The 17,210-nt window shown below is 68.2% G+C and carries 14 protein-coding genes; 11 read left to right on the top strand and 3 right to left on the bottom strand.

Annotated elements, in window-relative coordinates; translation table 11 throughout:
* Positions 1-596 precede the first annotated feature (596 nt).
* The 9 genes from ACFYW3_RS33220 (at position 597) to ACFYW3_RS33180 (ending at position 10,329) form a co-directional block, all read left to right on the top strand.
* Complete coding sequence (locus ACFYW3_RS33220; RefSeq protein ID WP_389388260.1) at positions 597-1,007, top strand: hypothetical protein; 411 nt, start codon at positions 597-599, stop codon at positions 1,005-1,007.
* Complete coding sequence (locus ACFYW3_RS33215) at positions 1,004-1,375, top strand: hypothetical protein (RefSeq protein ID WP_389388259.1); 372 nt, start codon at positions 1,004-1,006, stop codon at positions 1,373-1,375. Before ACFYW3_RS33220 ends, ACFYW3_RS33215 begins: the two co-directional genes overlap by 4 nt.
* Positions 1,320-3,989: a Helicase associated domain protein gene (locus tag ACFYW3_RS33210; RefSeq protein WP_389388258.1), complete on the top strand. Its 2,670-nt coding sequence runs from the start codon at positions 1,320-1,322 to the stop codon at positions 3,987-3,989. Before ACFYW3_RS33215 ends, ACFYW3_RS33210 begins: the two co-directional genes overlap by 56 nt.
* A gap of 35 nt (positions 3,990-4,024) precedes the next feature.
* The gene (locus tag ACFYW3_RS33205) at positions 4,025-4,510 is read left to right on the top strand and encodes a GNAT family N-acetyltransferase (protein WP_389388257.1); all 486 of its coding nucleotides are present in this window, start codon (positions 4,025-4,027) and stop codon (positions 4,508-4,510) included.
* 616 nt (positions 4,511-5,126) lie between these two features.
* Positions 5,127-6,158 (top strand): YaaC family protein, encoded by a 1,032-nt coding sequence (locus ACFYW3_RS33200; RefSeq protein ID WP_389388256.1) that lies wholly within the window; start codon positions 5,127-5,129, stop codon positions 6,156-6,158.
* A gap of 104 nt (positions 6,159-6,262) precedes the next feature.
* Complete coding sequence (locus ACFYW3_RS33195) at positions 6,263-7,198, top strand: ABC-three component system protein (RefSeq protein ID WP_389388255.1); 936 nt, start codon at positions 6,263-6,265, stop codon at positions 7,196-7,198.
* Entirely contained in the window at positions 7,195-7,461 is a 267-nt protein-coding gene (locus tag ACFYW3_RS33190) for an ABC-three component system middle component 6 (RefSeq protein WP_389388254.1), read from the top strand. Before ACFYW3_RS33195 ends, ACFYW3_RS33190 begins: the two co-directional genes overlap by 4 nt.
* Positions 7,439-9,199, top strand: a complete 1,761-nt coding sequence (locus ACFYW3_RS33185) for an ABC-three component system protein (RefSeq protein ID WP_389388253.1) — start codon at positions 7,439-7,441, stop codon at positions 9,197-9,199. Before ACFYW3_RS33190 ends, ACFYW3_RS33185 begins: the two co-directional genes overlap by 23 nt.
* Before the next feature lie 812 nt (positions 9,200-10,011).
* Positions 10,012-10,329, top strand: a complete 318-nt coding sequence (locus ACFYW3_RS33180; protein ID WP_389388252.1) for a DUF6506 family protein — start codon at positions 10,012-10,014, stop codon at positions 10,327-10,329.
* Between the two features lie 406 nt (positions 10,330-10,735).
* On the opposite strand, the gene ACFYW3_RS33175 is transcribed toward ACFYW3_RS33180, so the two are convergent.
* From ACFYW3_RS33175 to ACFYW3_RS33165, 3 genes are all read right to left on the bottom strand, one after another.
* The gene (locus ACFYW3_RS33175; protein WP_389388251.1) at positions 10,736-11,587 is read right to left on the bottom strand and encodes an MBL fold metallo-hydrolase; all 852 of its coding nucleotides are present in this window, start codon (positions 11,585-11,587) and stop codon (positions 10,736-10,738) included.
* 246 nt (positions 11,588-11,833) lie between these two features.
* The gene (locus tag ACFYW3_RS33170) at positions 11,834-12,832 is read right to left on the bottom strand and encodes a zinc-binding alcohol dehydrogenase family protein (RefSeq protein ID WP_389388250.1); all 999 of its coding nucleotides are present in this window, start codon (positions 12,830-12,832) and stop codon (positions 11,834-11,836) included.
* Between the two features lie 836 nt (positions 12,833-13,668).
* Positions 13,669-14,136 carry a winged helix-turn-helix transcriptional regulator gene (locus tag ACFYW3_RS33165; protein ID WP_389388249.1) on the bottom strand — a complete coding sequence of 156 codons (468 nt, stop codon included), beginning with the start codon at positions 14,134-14,136 and terminating at the stop codon, positions 13,669-13,671.
* Between the two features lie 541 nt (positions 14,137-14,677).
* Here ACFYW3_RS33165 and ACFYW3_RS33160 point away from each other — a divergent pair.
* Together ACFYW3_RS33160 and ACFYW3_RS33155 are read left to right on the top strand one after the other, a co-directional pair.
* On the top strand, positions 14,678-15,526 hold the full coding sequence (locus tag ACFYW3_RS33160; RefSeq protein ID WP_389388248.1) for an MBL fold metallo-hydrolase: 849 nt from the start codon (positions 14,678-14,680) through the stop codon (positions 15,524-15,526).
* A 653-nt stretch (positions 15,527-16,179) separates the two neighbouring features.
* Entirely contained in the window at positions 16,180-17,202 is a 1,023-nt protein-coding gene (locus ACFYW3_RS33155; protein WP_389388247.1) for a pentalenene synthase, read from the top strand.
* Positions 17,203-17,210 lie beyond the last annotated feature (8 nt).

Genomic DNA, 17,210 nt, shown 5'->3' with positions numbered 1-17,210 from the left:
CCCGCGGAGCGGGACCCTGAGCGCTGCGCGCTCAGGAAGGGAACCGCTTCGCTGCGCTCAGCGGGCCCGGCTCTGCCGGGCTGGGGCCGGCCCTTTGGGCCGGAGTCCTTCGCTTCGCTCCGGACGGTTCGGGGGCCTCGCTGCGCTCGGTCCCCGAACGGCTCGCTGCGCGAGCCAGGATGACCCCGTTTCACGGGGTCCGGGCCTTCGGCCCGTTGGGGCGGGTCCGCTTCGCTCCCCCACCCGGGTCCTTCCGGCTTCGCCTCAAGGACCAGCCCGCTTCGCGGGCAGCTGGCAACAGGCAACAGGCAACAGGCAGTCTGCTCGTGTTGGGGTCGGCGGAGTGGACAGGACCGGATTCGAACCGGCGTCAGACCCCCTTGAAGGGGGGCGCGTCGACCACTGCGCTACCTGCCCCCGCCGCCAACAAACCCAAGCTACCCCACCTGCCCGAATCCTCTCAACGAAAAATACGGGCTTGGGGGTGGGAGTGTAGCGGGTGCATCGGTTTGATGCAGCATGTACCGTTGGCGGAAACACGGGACACACCCAACCGCCCGGGAACCTCCCCGGAATTCCGAGAGGAACGACCGCAGATGACCGGTCACCACGGATCCATTGGACTCAATTCATCGCTGAGCAGCGATTCCGTGTTCCGTATGATCGAGTATCAAACGGGTGGCACCGGGGCCCGGTTGAGGCTCTTCGAAATCCTGGCAGCCCAGGGGGTATCCGCAAGCGAGGCTGATGATCTAGTGGCCGCCTTGGAGGCTGGAGCTGTCGCCGCCGCGTGGGACGAGCTGGTCGAGCTGCCCCATCAGGTATCAGGAGCTCAGAGCAAGACGTTCGCGGCCGGATGGAGTACGTGCGTAGATACCGTCGCCAATGCCTTGGAGGGTCTTGCGGACCGCTTCTGGACCCGGCGCAGCGGCAGGGCCGTCGAGGCTGCTCGCCTGAACGCGCACATCAGGAATATGCAGCCGGGTGAAAAGACCTGGGGCGCATGACGACCTACGTGCGGAGCACCGTGTTGCCCCGTACACGCCCGAACACGACCGCGCGACGCCGCGCGCTGGAGGCACTAGGGGAGGCCAGCGGCCTGTGCACCGCGCGAACAGTGAACAGCGACGGCAACGTCATCATCTGCACGCTCGATGCCGGGCACTACGACCCGGACGACAAACCGCCCTTCAAGGACGGAACGCCCGGCGGCTGGCACAAGGCGGACGCCTCGATCTGGAACGACCTGGGCGCGGCCTGCATTCCGCACGCGGCCCTCTGGAACTCCACAGGAATTCAGCGCTCAGGGAGCCACGGAGATGTCAGCGATTCAGCTCAAGGAACACCAGGTAGACCAGCGGTCCGCGTTTCGTAAGTGGGTCGGATTCCCTGCAAGGTCATCTGTGCCCCCGCAGGGTGCCCGGGGCACGATCGTGTCAGCGACCGGCTCGGGCAAAACGATCACCGCCGCCGCATGCGCGCTGGAGGCCTTCGCGGACGGCCGGATCCTCGTCACCGTGCCCACCCTGGACCTACTCGCCCAGACCGCCCAGGCGTGGCGCCTGGTGGGCCACCGAGCCCCGATGATCGCCGTGTGCTCGTTGGAGAACGACCCCGTGCTGAGCGAGCTGGGAGTGCGGACCACCACCAACCCGATCCAGCTCGCCCTGTGGGCCGGGACGGGGCCGGTCATCGTGTTCGCCACGTACGCCTCCCTGGTGGACCGCGAGGACATCGACGCACCCGAGGGACAGCGGAAGGTCCGCGGGCCGCTGGAGGCCGCTCTGGCGGGCGGGGAGCGCCTCTACGGGCAGCAGATGGCAGGCTTCGACCTCGCCATCGTCGACGAGGCCCACGGCACCGCCGGCGAACTCGGACGCCCGTGGGCAGCCATCCACGACAACGCCCGCATCCCCGCCGACTTCCGGCTCTACCTCACCGCGACCCCGCGCATCCTGGCCGCGGCCCGGCCGCAGAAGGCCGGCGGCAAAGAGGCCGAGCTCGCGAGCATGGCCGACGACCCGAACGGCACCTACGGCGCGTGGCTCGCCGAGCTGGGCCTGAGCGAGAGCATCGAGCGGGGGATCCTCGCCGGGTTCGAGATCGACGTCTTGGAGATCCGCGACCCCTTCCCCGTCCTCGGGGAGTCCGAGGAGGCGCAGCGGGGCCGGCGCCTGGCGCTGCTGCAGGCCGCGCTCCTGGAGCACGCCGCGGCGTACAACCTGCGTACGGTCATGACCTTCCACCAGAAGGTGGAGGAAGCCGCCGCGTTCGCGGACAAGCTCCCGGAGACAGCCGCCGAGTTGTACGCCACCGATGCCTCAGATGCCGATCTGGCGGCCGCGGGCCGGCTGCCGAAGTCCTCGATCGACGCGGAGTTTTACGAGCTGGAGGCCGGCCGCCACGTACCCCCGGACCGGGTGTGGTCGGCGTGGCTGTGCGGTGACCACCTGGTGGCCGAACGGCGTGAGGCGCTGCGCCAGTTCGCCAACGGCATCGACGCGGCCGGGCGCCGGGTGCACCGGGCGTTCCTCGCCTCGGTTCGCGTGCTCGGTGAGGGCGTGGACATCACGGGCGAGCGGGGCGTGGAGGCCGTCTGCTTCGCGGACACCCGCGGCTCGCAGGTCGAGATCGTGCAGAACATCGGCCGGGCGCTCCGGCTCAACAAGGACGGCTCCACGAAGGTCGCGCGGATCATCGTGCCGGTGTTCCTGGAGCCGAACGAGGACCCGACGGACATGGTCGCCAGTGCCAGCTTCCGCCCCCTTGTAGCGGTCCTCCAGGGCCTGCGCTCGCACGATGAGCGCCTGGTCGAGCAGCTTGCCTCCCGCGCCCTCACCAGCGGCAAGCGCAAACTGCACGTCCGGCGTGACGAGGACGGGCAGATCGTCGCGGCCGGCGCGGGTGAAGGCGAGGACCAGGAGGACGACGACACCCAGGCCGCGGCCGAGTCGGCGCTGCTCCACTTCTCCAGCCCGCGCGACGCCGCCACCATCGCGGCCTTCCTCCGTACTCGGGTCTACCGGCCCGAGTCGCTGGTGTGGCTGGAGGGATACCAGGCCCTCATTCGCTGGCGGACAGAGAACCGGATCGCCGGCGTCCACGCCGTCCCGTACGACGTCGAGGTCGAGGTCGGCGTCACTAAGGACTTCCCCCTCGGGCGTTGGGTCCACCAGCAGCGCAAGGCCCTGCGGGCCGGCGAACTCGAGGACCGGCGCAAGACCCTGCTGGACGCCCCGGAAGCCGGGATGATCTGGGAGCCCGGCCAGGAGGCGTGGGAAGCCAAGCTCGCCGCGCTCCGGACCTTCCGGCGAGCCACCGGACACCTCGCGCCCCGGCAGGACGCCATGTGGGGCGAAGACGACCAGATGGTGCCCATCGGGCAGCACATGGCCAACCTCCGCCGAAAAGGCGCCAAGAACGGCCTCGGGAAGGACGAGGACACTGCCACCACCCGGGCCGCGCAGCTCGCCGCGATCGACAAAGACTGGAACTGCCCCTGGCCCCTGGACTGGCAGCGGCACTACCGCGTCCTGGCCGACCTGGTCGACGCCGACGGCGCTCTGCCCGACATCGCCCCGGGCGTGCTGCTGGACGGCGACGACATCGGCAAGTGGCTCCAACAGCAGAAGCAGCCGGCTACCTGGGCGCGACTGTTGCCCGAGCAGCAGGAACGGCTGACCGCGCTGGGCATCAACGCTCCGGTAGCCCCGTCTCCCGCCCCCGCAGCCGCCCGTACGGCAAAGGGCCCGAGCAAGGCGCAGCAGGCATTCCAGCGGGGCCTGGAAGCCCTCACCCAGTGGGTCGAGCGGGAAGGCACCCACCGGCCGGTCCCCCGCGCCCACGGCGAGGAGATCACGGTCGAAGGCGAGACGGAGCCGGTCGTCGTGAAGCTGGGCGTGTGGGTCTCCAACACGAAGACCCGACGCGACAAGCTCACCGCCGACCAACTGGACGCACTCCGCAGTCTCAGTGTGGACTGGGCCTGACTGTGCTGGTGTGAGCTTCAGGGGGTACTCCGCACATGCTGTTGATCCGCGATCTCGCCCAGGCGGACTACCCGGTGGTGGAAGGCCTCCTGGACGCAGAGGACCTGGCGGTTCCTGGGGTGTACGACCCGGAAGGCATCGAGGTCATCGTGGCCCTTGTCGACGGGGTCGTCGGCGGGGTAGCGGAGTTCAGGCTGGACTACGACTTCGGCCGCGACGACGTCCGTCCCGGACACACCGGGCCCCAAGCCTGGGTCCTGACGATGGCCGTCGCGGCAGGACAACGCCGCCTCGGGCTCGGCCGCGCGCTCGTGACCGAGATCGCCCGCCGGGCTCAGGACGCCAGCCGGACCTACCTGGCCCTAGTACCGCAGGACGGCGACGACGAGCCCGACCGGCAGAAGTTCTTCGCGGCCTGCGGGCTCGTCCCGATCGAACCCGAGCAACCGGGCAGGGCATGGGGCCGCCCGGTAGCCGAGATCCTCGCCCTGGAGCGCATGGCTCCCCCACAGAGCAGCTGATCGGCGAAATGAGCGTAGATCGAGGCAGCGGGCTTCGAAGATCGGACGAATTCCGGGAAGCAGAGTGCAGGGGCATCCACATGAGGCAGAGTGAGCGTGCACAGCTCGTTCATTGATCAGCCCCTGGGATCTCCCGCCACCCCGACGATGCGCTGAACGAGGCCGCCACTGTAGGGCCCGCGTGTCCGGGCCGACAGGTCGCGTCTCCGTCTCACGACTGTTGCACGCTGTGCGGCCTTCTGCTTCTGTGAAGTGACGGGCATACAGCGGCAGGGCACGCTCGCCAGCCAGTCCGCACCGCGATGAGCCTTCTGCACGTTTCTTGCCGATGCGATCCCCGACTACCTCGCCGAAATCGCGTCCTTGCTCACCGTCGCAGCCGCCCGTTGGATCCGTGACAGAGTCCGGCACCGTCCCGGTTCCGACAACCGGCCCGACCCCGAACGAGACAGCAACGGTAGTTCGTGATCATCCTGCGGCCACCACTCTCAGCCGTGAGACTTGGGCTCCACACCGGAAGAATGCGACATTGCCTGACCGACCCAAGGGGATGGCCGACTCTGTAGGTTCAACCACGTCACCAGACGGATCGTCAGTGGTTGGATAGCCTCCCGGCATGTACATGGAGATAGATCCCCTTGAGGCGTGGGAGAGGCTGCGTGCCAGTCGTTCCAACAGGCCAGGCAGAGCAAGCAGTGGGGCGCGGGCCAAGACGTACGCCACGGCTCTGGAGCAGGCGCAGCAGATGTTTGGGGCGGCTGAGGTCGTGGGTCCGCAGACCCGTCCATTGCTGGTGTTCTACGGTCTGAGTCAGGCTGGCAGGGCGATTGCTGCCGCAGCCGTCGACCTCAAGGGCGAGGACTGGAACTTGGTCACGCATGGCATCCATGCCTCGGGCTACCACCTGGATTTCGCCGACATCGAGATCCGTACGGACCCTGCTGGCACCGCCGGCAGCTTCGTACGGCTCAGCCAGCTGCTGGGTTCGCCGGTCTGGGGCAACGACACGGTCGTGCGGCTGGAGGAAGTCTGGGACACCCTCCCCGCCAACTTGCAGTACCCGCTGACCGGCAGGGAGCGGTTCACACCCCTTTACGCCAGCGCGATCTCGATCGAAGGCGCAGCCTTTCACCCGCTGCTCACGGTTGGAGTCGGCGACATCTTGGACCGAGTCGTGGACGCTGGCAGCCGCTCGGCTCTGGATGGGTTCCTGCAGAGCTATCCCGGTGCCGCCGGGTATGACGACTTCGTCCGTCGCCGGGCGGGAGCCGGTGGTGAACCCGACTTCGAGCGGCACCATCCAAACGCCGGATGGCTGACTATGCACTGGAAGATGCCTGCGGAGAGTGGCACCCGAGAGGAGCGATTGCAACGCCTGACCGCGATGACCCGGCGGTACGCCGGACATCGCTACTTCTTCCCCGCCATCGCAGGCCTGTCGCGTGAACTCCACCCGCTGATGGCGTGGTGGGCGGTGCTGTACGCGCTGTCGATGCTCGCCCGCTATCAGCCCGCCCAGTGGGCCAACCACATCAACGTGGACGGCAGCCGACACGCGGTGCCCATCGAGAAGATTCTGGAACGGGCCATGGAACACCTACCCGCCCTGATCGCGGACACCATCGAGGAAGTCGCCGCCTGGCCGTAGACGCCGAGCAGAGGTCACATCCGTGACTGGCGAGGATCTGATCAAAGGGTGTTGGGGCTAGTTACACACAGCTACGCTGGCAGCTCTGTGCGCAAGGGGGGTTCATGCTGTTTGAGCAGCGGATGTATGCACACGTCAAGTTCCTCGAGTTGATGGCGGAGCTGTACGAGAACGAGTTCGAGGACTTCTTCCATCGGCTGATGTGTTTGCGCTACCCAGACTTCCTCGACGTGCGCACGGCTGGCAGCCTGGGTGACAGGTCGGCTGACGGCCTCAGCCTGCATTCGCGAAAGCTGTACGCCTGCTACGCACCACAGACCGTGAAGCCGTACAAGATCCGGAAGAAGTTCGACGGGGACCTCTCGGGGGCGCTCGCCAAGCGGAACGGCGAATTCGACACTTTCGTGTTCGTGCACAACGACAGGCGGGGTGTACATCCGGAAGTCACATCTCTGCTGGCAAGCGCGCGGGACAGCATGCCTTCGCTGCGATTCGAGCAGATGGGCACCCGGCGGCTGTGGCGCGAGTGCATGCAGCTTGATCAGATGGAGACCGAGGACGTCCTCCGCTGCGAGATCCCCATCAAGGACACGACTTTCGGCATCGGGATGGAGGACCTGGCGCCGTTGCTGAAGCAGCTGCAGGACATCCGCGCCGAGTCCAACCCTCTGATGTCCCTGCCTGACGTGCCGGTGGAGAAGTTGGACTTCAACCGGATCGAAGGGGCGGATCGGGAGGACCTCCTCCGCGGCATGCGACAGAGCTATCTGGTAGACGCGTTCTACGCCGGAAGCCGGAACGAGCTGGAGCACGACGAGGTCGCAGAGGGCTTCCGCCTGTACTACCAGCAGGTGCGTCGCGACTACAGCGACGCCGACGACGTTCTTTGGCAGCTCAAGATGTACTTCCTGGGGAACGCCCAGCCGCGACCGAAGGTGCTGCGCGCCGCCCTTGTTGTCCTGGCGCACTTCTTCGAACGATGCGACATCTTCGAGACGCCGCCTGCCGGCTGGCAGCCTGGCATCGGACTGACCGCATGATCACTCCGACGAAGGGAATCGCTCCTGATCGCTGCCTGCTCGCTGTCGGCGCGCAGGTTCTTCTCCAGCTCGATGAACCGCGGACCGTCAGTCAGACGTGGGCGAGGCTGAAGAGCTGGCGTGCTGATCAGGCCCATACCTCGCCGGTATCGTTCGAGTGGTTCGTTCTGGCCCTGGACATCCTCTTCGCCATGGGTGCGGTGGAGCTGGTCCAGGACGTTCTCGTCGCAAGGAGTAGGGATGCTGCGCCGCCTGAGCGCTGACGACGCGCGGTTCAAGACGGTGGAGTTCTCGCCGGGACTGAACCTGCTGGTCGCGGACACCACCTCGTCGTCGGCTGAGACCGACAGCCGTAACAGCGCTGGCAAGTCCAGCGTGATCGAGCTGATTCACTTCCTGCTGGGTGCGAAGTCCTCCGGGGCGCTGGCCACGAACAAGGCGCTGCGCCACATCACCTTCGGCCTCGATATGGACTGGCCGTGGCAGGACGATCCGCTTGAGGTGCGACGGCGCGGAGACAATCCCAAGGTCGTGTCGCTGAGCCGGAACGTATCCGGCGTGTCGGCCGACACGCTCTTCGCCGATGTTCAGGACGTCGAGCTGTCCGTGGAGCAGTGGAATCGCGTCATCGAGCGGGACCTCTTCGGGCTGGAGGGCGACCATCCCGGGGTGAGTGGTCGCACGCTCTTGTCGTTCCTCATCCGCCGGGTGTCCGCTCACGGCTTCAACGAGCCGACCCGGACGTTCTCCCGGCAGGCCGCCGCGGAGGCATCGTCGAATCTGTCCTACCTCCTCGGGCTGGACTGGCAGCTGGTCAACGGCTACCGCGAGCTCAATGCCCGCAAGGCGACCAGAGACCAGCTGCGGAAGGCCGTCAACGATCCCGTATGGGGGCGGATCGTCGGCTCCACGGCCGATCTGAGGGGCCAGATCACTCTCGCCCAGGCACAGGTCGAACGGCTGCGGACGCAGGTTGCCGCCTTCCAGGTCGTCCCCGAGTACGAGCGTCTCAAAGAGCGCGCGGACGAGGTAAGCCGCCGGATCAAGCAGCTCGCCCAGGACGACGTGATCGACCAGCACAACCTCGAAGAGCTCCAGGGCGCGATCACCGAAACCACGGACGTCGAGGTGTCCTACCTCGAGCCGGCCTACCGCGAGCTCGGGGTCATCCTCAACGACCAGGTCCGGCGTCGCTTCGACGACGTCAAGGCGTTCCACCACTCCGTCGTCCGCAACCGGCGCAGGTTCCTGGAGGAAGAGATCCGGGAACTCACCGGCCGCCTGGCCGCCCGGCGTCAGGAACGTGCCGACCTGGGCGAGGACCAGGCCCGCCTCCTGCGCGAGCTGGCGGACGGTGGAGCGCTGGAAGCGCTGACCGCCCTGCAGACAGCCCTGGGCCGGGAGCAGGCTGCTCTCGGTGCTCTTCGCCACCGCTTCGACGCAGCGCAGGCCCTCGAAGCCAGCGCCCGCCAGATCACTGCCAAGAGCGTTGAACTGCAGCAGGCCGTCGACCTCGACCTCCGAGAGCGTCGGCAGCAGACAGACGAAGCGATCCTGCTGTTCTCCCGGTACGCCCAGCGCCTCTACGGCGAGGGCCGCGAAGCCTACCTCGCCATCGAGGCCGGCCGGACCAGCCTCAGCATCACGCCCAGGATCGACGCCGACGACAGCCGCGGCATCAACAACATGGTCATCTTCTGCTTCGACCTCACCCTGGCCGTCCTCGCACACCGCCACGAGCGCGGCCCCGACTTCCTCGTCCACGACAGCCACCTCTACGACGGCGTCGACGAACGGCAGGTAGCTCGAGCCCTCGCGCTCGCAGCCGAAGTCACTGAGGAAGAACACATGCAGTACATCGTCACCCTCAACACCGACACCCTCAGCACCGCTGCCCAGCGCGGATTCGACCCCGATCCCCACATCCGCAGCCCCCGCCTCACCGACGACGAGGAGGGCGGCCTCTTCGGCTTCCGCTTCAAGGCCGCAAGCAAGGCGTAGCGACCAGCCGGCACACGACGCGAGTCCGGCCCCGCACCTCTCCCGGCGGCCGTGGCCGGGCCCCCGCCGAACCGGGGCACGTCCTCCATGCCCATGTCCAGGCGCAGGCGCACGTAGCGGGTCGGGTGCCGGTAGACGCCGCCCCAGTCGATGGAGGTGTCGGCGCTGATCTCTGCGACGAGGTCGGGCTGTGTTCGGCACCCAACGCCGGGACTGGGAACGCGGGCGTCGGCATGTGAGCGCCTGGCCGGCCTGGGCATCAGGGGCGATCTCTGAGGGGGTGGCCCTACGCCGACTGTGCGGTCACCGTCCGGCATGGGTGGTGGTCGTGGCCGACGAATGGCACATCGGCGCGCAGGACGCCGCCCATCCAGTGGGGTGTGGGGGCGCTCACGTAATGCGTCGCGCGGGAGGGGGGCCTGCCCGCGTGCTCCGTGGTCGAGGTCCCGCCCGACGGCACCGAGCAAGGTACGGGGATCTGAAGGTCCGCCGCGACAATCTCGACCGGGCGGCTGGCCGCGCTCGCTGAAACTCGGCGGAGTGAGCCAGGTAGGGGATTGAGTCGGAACGTCCGCGCTCCTGCAGGTGACGAGGGCCACGCCGCTGACATCCAGATCACGACTCACTGCCGACGTTCCCCGCAGACCATCAACGCCCGAGACCCGCGACCTAGGACCATCGTCCCCCTCCCCCCTCAGCATTTTGCCTGTTCTTTAGGAGCCTCCTCGAAATCTAATGTGGTTACCACGAAGCCGCACGAACAAGATCCACTGCGGTTTTCAGGAAAGACCAAAAAGTAAGGACTCCATTTCATGTCGACCACCTGGCTTTTCATCTTCGACCACCCCGGCGCCGACCCCGCGAAGGACCGCTGGATCCTGGACAGCCCGTCCCTCCGGGCCATTCTGGTGGCGATCCCCGAGGTGGGGGATGCCCCCGCCTTGGCCAAGGAGCTGGCGGCTTCGGAGGACGTCAAGCTGATCGAGGTCTGCGGTGCGTTCGCCAACGCCGACGTCGTCCGAGTCGCGGAAGCCGTGGGTCCCGACATTCCGGTGGGTCACACATACTTCTCACAGGAGGCCGCCCCCGGAATCCTGCGATTCCAGGAAGCGGTGGCAGCAGCCTCGTAAACTGCGGAAAAGCAGCCCGGAACGAGGACTGGCTCCTGGTACTCGACGACGCGGGCGAGCAGGGGCCGTCGATGGCAACCCGTCCGACCATATGAGGAGGGCGGCGTCAACACCCGTTGCCCGGGTCGTGACCATCCCGGGGGGCAGGGACTTGTCGTCGTGACGCGTTGTCGCGGGTTCCCCTTCCCCGTACCCGGGCAGTTTCTCGGCGTCGGCCGGGGATCCACCGCCGGGCCCTGCTGACGGGTGCCGGGGCGCGTTAGCGCGCCCCGGCACCCGTCAGGCCGCCCCATCTATCGGGAAGGGGCTGCTTACTCTCGCGGCGTCCCAAGACCGGAAGCGACGAGAAGGCGCCTGGTTCTCACCCGGCCCCCGGCAGGTAGCCCCGGGCACAGCTGCGGCGGCGTCACCGGCCCAGGAGGCCGGCGGCCGAGAGCCAGAGCGGGGTCCGGTTGAGGTGGTCGGGGTAGAGACGCACCATCTCTTCGAAGAAGGCGACCGGTTCGGGTCGGGAATCAAGCAGGCGGATGGCGTTTTGCAGGTAGTCGCGGGTCTCACCGATGGTGGCGGGGTCGTCGGGCAGCGCACGGTTCTTGTGGCCGGCGACGACGGAGCTAGGGGCGAGGGCCTCGATCTTGTCGAGTGCCGTCAGCCACGCCCGCAGGCCACTGCCGGAACCCTCGTCGAGGTGCTGGTGGACACCGTTGTACACGGCGTCGCCGGCCACGACCAGGCCGATGGACGGCACATGCAGGACGGTGGTCTCGTCGGTGTCGGTGTGCCCGACCTCGACGGCCTGCAGGAGGTTGCCCTCCAGCTCCAGCCCGTCCGCTGGAACGGGCTCGGCGATCAGGCTGACCGGGGGAATCCGGTCCGGGAAGTGCAGGTCGAACTGCTCGCCTCGGGTCGCGATGGCCCGGCGCATCTCCTCGATGGTGCCGGGGGTCGCGTAGACCTTGACGCCGGGGAACCGCTTGATCAGCTCGCCGGCGGCGAACCAGTGGTCACCGTGTCCGTGGGTGACGTACATGAACGCGAGCCGCTTGCCCGAGCGCTCGATCCAATCCCCCACTTCGCGGGCCTGGTCAAAGGTGAACGGCGGGTCGACCAGCACGGCGTCGCGCTCACCGTGGATCAGCGTGACGGACAGCGGGGACATCGCGACCTGGCCACCGTCGGGCAGGCGCATGTCCTCCAGGGCCGAGGGATCGCCGTCGAGGACGAGAACTTCGTAGGACAGGGTGGTTGATGCCGCCATGGCGGAACCTCCTAGATGTGTATGTACATGTATGCGGATGGGAATCAAGGCTGTTCCTCGGCGGGCCGCACTGCAGTCCTCGGGTTCTCCGCAAAGAGGTGGAGACCGTCTCGGATCAGATGCGTGTGAGGAACGAGTTGAGAGCGCGGCGCCCGTCTCTTGGAGGTTCTTGGAGTACGCGTCGAAGTGGCCCCCGCCGTAGCGGACCGGCTTCTTCGGGTTCCCCCGCGATCGCCGGCGGGCGTCTCAGGCTCCGGGGACTTCCAGCACGACACGGCCGTACGGGCGGTCCTCGATGAGGTGCCGGGTTGCCTCCGCAGCATCCTTCAGCGGGAAGGCACGGGCGATTGAGGGGTGGAAAGCGCCCTCCGCGAGGTAGCGGAAGAGGTTCGTGTTGGCCTCGATCAGCGTCTGGGTGCTGAACAGGGTGAACATGAAGCCGCGGATGTGCGCGGAACGCCAGATGATGTCCGTGATGTTGACGCTGGCTTGCTTGCCGCCGGCGTACCCGACGGATACCAGGGTGCCTCCCGGGGCGAGGCTGGCGAGGGCCTCCCCCCCTGTGAAGGGACCTCCGACGCCGTCGACGACGACATCGACACCACGGCCGTCGGTCAACCGGGCGATGCCGTCGCGCAACGTCTCCTTGGACAGGTCGATGACCGTGTGTCCCTCCGCGCGGGCGCGCTCGGCCTTGTCGGTACGGCTCGCGGTGGATATGGCCAGGGAGGCGCCGAGGCGCTTGGCGACCTCGACCGTACCGAGGCCCACGGCCCCTCCGATGCCGGGCGCGAGGACGGTCTGGCCGGGCGTGAAGGCGGCCAGCTCGGTGAGGGAGAGGTAGCCGGTCAGGTAACCGCCACCGGTGGTGAAGGCGGCGACGGCGGCGAGATCGATGCCGGACGGCAGGGGAATGAGGTCCTGGGGGTCGGTGAGGAGGTACTCCTGCCAGGTGCCGTTGCGGAACATGCCGTAGCCGCGGCCCGCCACGACGACAGGGGTGCCGGGCTTGAGCGAGTCGACACCGCCGTTGTCGGCGACTTCCCCGACACCGCCGGTACCCGGAACCAGGGGGAGCTTGTTGGCGCTGGGCAGTGCGCCGGAACGAACGGTGTCGTCGAGGGGGTTGACGCCGGCCAGTCGCATGCGGACCAGGACCTTGCCCGCGGTGGGGGCGGGAGCCGGCACGTCGACGAGTGTGAGTGTGTCGTAGCTGCCGAACTCGGAGATCTGGATGGCCTTCACGATCAGACTCCTCTCTTAATTGGAATTCCCAAGTCAGCCTAATAGCTGACTTGGGAAAGTCAAGTCAGCTATGGCTGCGCTCGTGCCGATCGGACCCGGCCGGACTCCCGCCGACCGGGCGCACCGCGGTGCGCGTGAACGGGTGGGGCCTGGGGTGGGGCCCTGGTTGGGGCCTGAACAATGACCTGATGCCGCCTCCATGCGCCCTTGCCAGGGCGCCGCAGCGGCGGGATTGCCCTTGCGGGCGGGCCGTGCGGACTGCGGCGGCGCGGCCTCTGGCACAGCGAGGGGGGTGGGGGCGTACCGGGTCGAACGGTTCTCGGTCATCCCGGCGCGAGCCTCGTCGGGCGTCCGTCGGCGCCTGCTGTATCCAGCTGAGGTTGACGTGCCTGGCCGGGCGCACCGCCCGAGCCTGCTTGCATCAGCCGATCAGCGATGAGTCGTCCGCGGGGCGGATGGGCCTGCGGGCGGGACACGGCGCGGCGGTCGCGCGGGGCCGGTCCGACGGTGATCGCTGCCCAGGTGCGCCTGGGGGCGGTCCGAGGGCATCGGCCGGGCGTCGGCCGTCAGGGCTGTGGGTGGCGACGCCGGGAAGCAGGGCCGGACGGCGAGAGCCGCGTGTGCGGCGCCGTGCGGGTCGTGCGCTCGTCTGCGCACAGGTTCGGACTCCCGGTCCGATCGGTGCGATGCAGAATCGTGGGCCGGCCGGCAGGGGGCTCGTCAGTGGCCCGTCACGGTCTGCGAATCGCCGGTGCCGGTGTCGCGCGGCCGGGCCCAGAGTCAGTTCGGCTCGGGCCGGCAGGCCCTTTCGCCATGATCAGCCTGGGCCGAGGATGTCAGCGGCCGCGCGCGCCTGGGCCGGGGATGGTGATGACGTCATCGAGCGCCACCCGCTCACCCCGGGCATCGACAAAGGAGAGTTCGACGGGTTCGCCAGTCTCCCGGTGCCGCAGCAGAGCCGGGGGCCCCGCCTCGTCGGACAGGTGGTTGTCGCCCCATGTCATCAGCGCGGCGATGACCAGGCCGAGCTCACGTCCGGCCGGAGTCAGGTGGTAACCCTGGCGCTCACGGGTTCCGGCGTCCCGGTATGGCCGCTTTTCGAGTACGCCTGCCGAGCTCAGCCCTTCCAGGCGCTGCGCGAGGACGTCGCTCGAAATGGCCAGCGCTTCCTGGTACTCGCTGAACTTCGTTCGGCCCTTCAGCGCCTCGCGCACCACCAAGAGGGTCCAGCGCTGACCCAGCACTCCGAGACTGCGCGCAATCGAGCAGGCGCCCCCCGCTTCGAGCGCATTCGTCTTCCCCATGGGGAGAGGGTAGCACCTGGCTTCAGTGAACCCAGTCAGCCTCCCGGGATACACGCGGGTGCCGCCGCGAGGCGCCCCGGCGAGGACCCGGGACGCGTCCGGTTGCCTCACCGGAGGGGGCCAGGTCCGGACAGGCAGGCAGTCCGAAGCGGGCCGGCGAGCGTGGCGGTACGCCCTTCATCCAGGGCGGGGCAGCGGATCCGGCCCGCACGATGCCCGTGCCGTCACATGCGCCGATCGGCCGGCACGGCAGCTGTCCAGCCGGCATGGAGGAGCGGCACCGCAGACCGCGTGCCGCCGACGGGGCCGCCGAGGTACTCGACGGCATCGCTGGATTGACTTTTCCAACCCAGCATGCGAGCGTACCGAAACCGCTGACTTCGAAATTCAAACTCAGATGGTTTGGGCACCGGCGACGCCGAGCGGGACGGTCCGTCATCACGGTGCGTCGCCGCCCGCCGTGCGGGTGCCGCGCTCCAAGAGCCGCCTGCCTCGCCGGTCGCCGCTGAAAGCGCAGAGACCACATCTAGGAGGATCCGCCATGGCGGACACGACGACACTGTCTTATGAAGTACTCGTGCTGGACGGGGTTGTCCGGCAGACGGAGATGCGCATGCCCGACGGCGAACCGCTCGTGTCGTCGCCGGTGGCCGTCACGCTGATACACGGTGAGCGGGACGCCGCCCTCGTCGACCCACCGTTCACCCATGACCAGATCCAGCAGGTGGGCGATTGGGTCGAGCGGTCCGGCAAGCGGCTGGCGTACATCTACATCACCCATGGCCACGGCGACCACTGGTTCGGTACGGCCGAGCTGGCCAAACGGTTTCCCGGCGTCAGGGTGTACGCCACCCCCGGCACCATCAAGGTGATGGAACGGGCCATCGAGACCCGAGAGCAGATGTGGGACTCCTTCTTCCCCGGCCAGATCCCCGAGTCGCCCGTCCTTGCGGAACCGGTGCCGGCCGAAGGCTTCCAGTTGGAGGGCAGCCTCGTCCAGGCCGTCGAGGTCGGCCATACCGACACCGACGAGACCACGGTCCTGCACGTTCCCTCCATCGGTCTGGTCGTCGCCGGCGACGCCGCCTACAACGGCGTGCACCTCATGCTCATGGAGAGTGCGGGCGGCGGCCTCGACGCATGGATGAAGGCGGTCGACAAGATCGAGGCCCTCAATCCGACGTCGGTCGTCGCCGGCCACAAGAACCGGGACCTGCCCGACGACCCGGCCACCCTGGGCGAGACGCGCACCTACCTCCAGCACGCCGACCGGCTGCTGAAGTCCAGCCCCAACGCCGCCGAGTACTACAAGGCCATGGTCGAGCTGTACCCCGACCACCTCAACAGGGGCCCCATCTGGTACTCCGCCACTGCCCTGATGGGGAAGTGAACAAAGCCGCTGCCACACGCCGGGTGACCTGTGGCTCGTCCCGTCCTTCTGTGGGCATGTACAGCCGATCTCACGTGTAATTCGTTGGCCATGAACAGGGCGCCGATGAGGGCGGACTGCGGGGCGAAAAGGTCTGGCGGCCCAGGCACCGGTGAGGCCGCCTCCTCGACCTACGCTGTGATGTCCGCCGCTGCCACATACCCGATGTGGGAGCCGTCTGGGGTGCAGGGCGGGACTGAGCGGTGTGGCAGGCCCGTCGCACACGAGAGCTTGTGTGGATTACGTGCGTGCGCCTCCGTTCGCGGTGACCAGCCGGGAACTTCGGGCGATTAGGTAGATCGGCATCACAGCAGGCCCTCCCACATCGGATCCGCGGGCACACCGGGACACCGCCCGCACAGGACTGAGCCTAGAGAAACAAGGCAGTCCAGGACCCGGGGATTTCCCGGAGGATCAGTAGTCGTCGTACATGTTCGCGAGGCGCGTGCTGTCCTGCTCCAGTGAGGCGTCGGCGCGCATGGCGGCGGGTACCGGCCACCGAGTGGCCGGTAGTCGACTCGGGCGCGCCCGGGTGTCCGAGCGACTCTGAGGACTCGACATCCGTGCTGGTGAGGGGCTGTTCGGTCCGGGGCCGGCCGCGTGGAGGAGGACGTGTGCCGCAGGACGTGGAGTTCGACATCCCGATCCCTTCCTGGACGACGCCCGAGCTGGCCGCGGCCCGGGAGCGCAACCTTCGGTGGGCGCGGCGTATGGAGTTGGTTGGGGGTGCGGAGGCGGAGCGGCGGTATCTGTTCTCGCAGGTGGCCGATGTGGCGGCGTACTCGTATCTGGGCGCGGTGGGCGCGGATCTTGATCTGGCGTTCGACGTGAACGGATGGTTCTTCCTGTTCGACGACCAGTTCGATGTTCCGCTCGGGGAGGATCCGCCCGCGGTGGGGGTGTGTGAGGAGTTGATCGACCTGCTGCGCCTGGCGCCCGGGACCGTGCCGCGGTCGTCGTCGCCGCTGGCGGATGCGTTCGCCGATGTGTGGGGGCGGATGGCCGAGGGGATGTCGCGGCGCTGGCAGGAGCGCAGTGCGCGGCACTGGACGGAGTACCTGTCCGCGAACCTGGCCGAGGCCTGCGACCGGCGGGCCGGCTTCGTGGCGGACAGCGGGGAGTGGATGCGGCTGCGCCGCAGGGTGATCGGGGTACGGCCCTCGATCGACGTGTGCGAGCGGGTCGGGCACTTCGAGGTCCCCGCACCCGCCGTCCACGGCACCGTCATCGAATCCGCGAGGGAAATCGTCACCGACGTCATCATCCTGATCAACGAGGTGTACTCCCTGGAGAACGACGAGGCCCGCGGCGCCCCCAACCTGGTCACCTGCCTCATGCGGGAACGGCAGTGGTCCCGGGCGGAGGCCATCGGGGAACTGCAGCGGCGGGCCGATGTCCGGGTGCGGCGGTTGTCCCGGGTCCGGGAGCAGGCCTCGCGCCTGTGCGGGCCGCTCGGGCTGCCGGATGCCGCCCAGGAGGCCGTCGACCGGTACCTGGACGTGATCTGCGCGTACCTGCGCGGCATCTACGACTGGCACCGCCTCGCCGGCCGATACACCCCCCACGTCGCGCAGCATGCTTCCCCGACGGCTGCCGGATTCCTCAACGTCACCGACCTCGCCGCCCCGACGACCTGACACCGGCT

The sequence above is a fragment of the Streptomyces sp. NPDC002602 genome, assembly GCF_042889445.1.
Taxonomy (GTDB): Bacteria; Actinomycetota; Actinomycetes; order Streptomycetales; family Streptomycetaceae; genus Streptomyces.
The sequence above is the reverse complement of the archived record's forward strand: the minus strand, read 5'-3'. Positions and strand labels throughout refer to the sequence as shown.

What these genes read in the sequence shown, in the direction of transcription:
- ACFYW3_RS33220 (WP_389388260.1), top strand. Translation starts at nt 597, where the DNA reads ATGACCGGTCACCACGGATCCATTGGACTCAATTCATCGCTGAGCAGC.
- ACFYW3_RS33215 (WP_389388259.1), top strand. Translation starts at nt 1,004, where the DNA reads ATGACGACCTACGTGCGGAGCACCGTGTTGCCCCGTACACGCCCGAAC.
- ACFYW3_RS33210 (WP_389388258.1), top strand. Translation starts at nt 1,320, where the DNA reads ATGTCAGCGATTCAGCTCAAGGAACACCAGGTAGACCAGCGGTCCGCG.
- ACFYW3_RS33205 (WP_389388257.1), top strand. Translation starts at nt 4,025, where the DNA reads ATGCTGTTGATCCGCGATCTCGCCCAGGCGGACTACCCGGTGGTGGAA.
- ACFYW3_RS33200 (WP_389388256.1), top strand. Translation starts at nt 5,127, where the DNA reads ATGTACATGGAGATAGATCCCCTTGAGGCGTGGGAGAGGCTGCGTGCC.
- ACFYW3_RS33195 (WP_389388255.1), top strand. Translation starts at nt 6,263, where the DNA reads ATGCTGTTTGAGCAGCGGATGTATGCACACGTCAAGTTCCTCGAGTTG.
- ACFYW3_RS33190 (WP_389388254.1), top strand. Translation starts at nt 7,195, where the DNA reads ATGATCACTCCGACGAAGGGAATCGCTCCTGATCGCTGCCTGCTCGCT.
- ACFYW3_RS33185 (WP_389388253.1), top strand. Translation starts at nt 7,439, where the DNA reads ATGCTGCGCCGCCTGAGCGCTGACGACGCGCGGTTCAAGACGGTGGAG.
- ACFYW3_RS33180 (WP_389388252.1), top strand. Translation starts at nt 10,012, where the DNA reads ATGTCGACCACCTGGCTTTTCATCTTCGACCACCCCGGCGCCGACCCC.
- ACFYW3_RS33175 (WP_389388251.1), bottom strand. Translation starts at nt 11,587, where the DNA reads ATGGCGGCATCAACCACCCTGTCCTACGAAGTTCTCGTCCTCGACGGC.
- ACFYW3_RS33165 (WP_389388249.1), bottom strand. Translation starts at nt 14,136, where the DNA reads ATGGGGAAGACGAATGCGCTCGAAGCGGGGGGCGCCTGCTCGATTGCG.
- ACFYW3_RS33160 (WP_389388248.1), top strand. Translation starts at nt 14,678, where the DNA reads ATGGCGGACACGACGACACTGTCTTATGAAGTACTCGTGCTGGACGGG.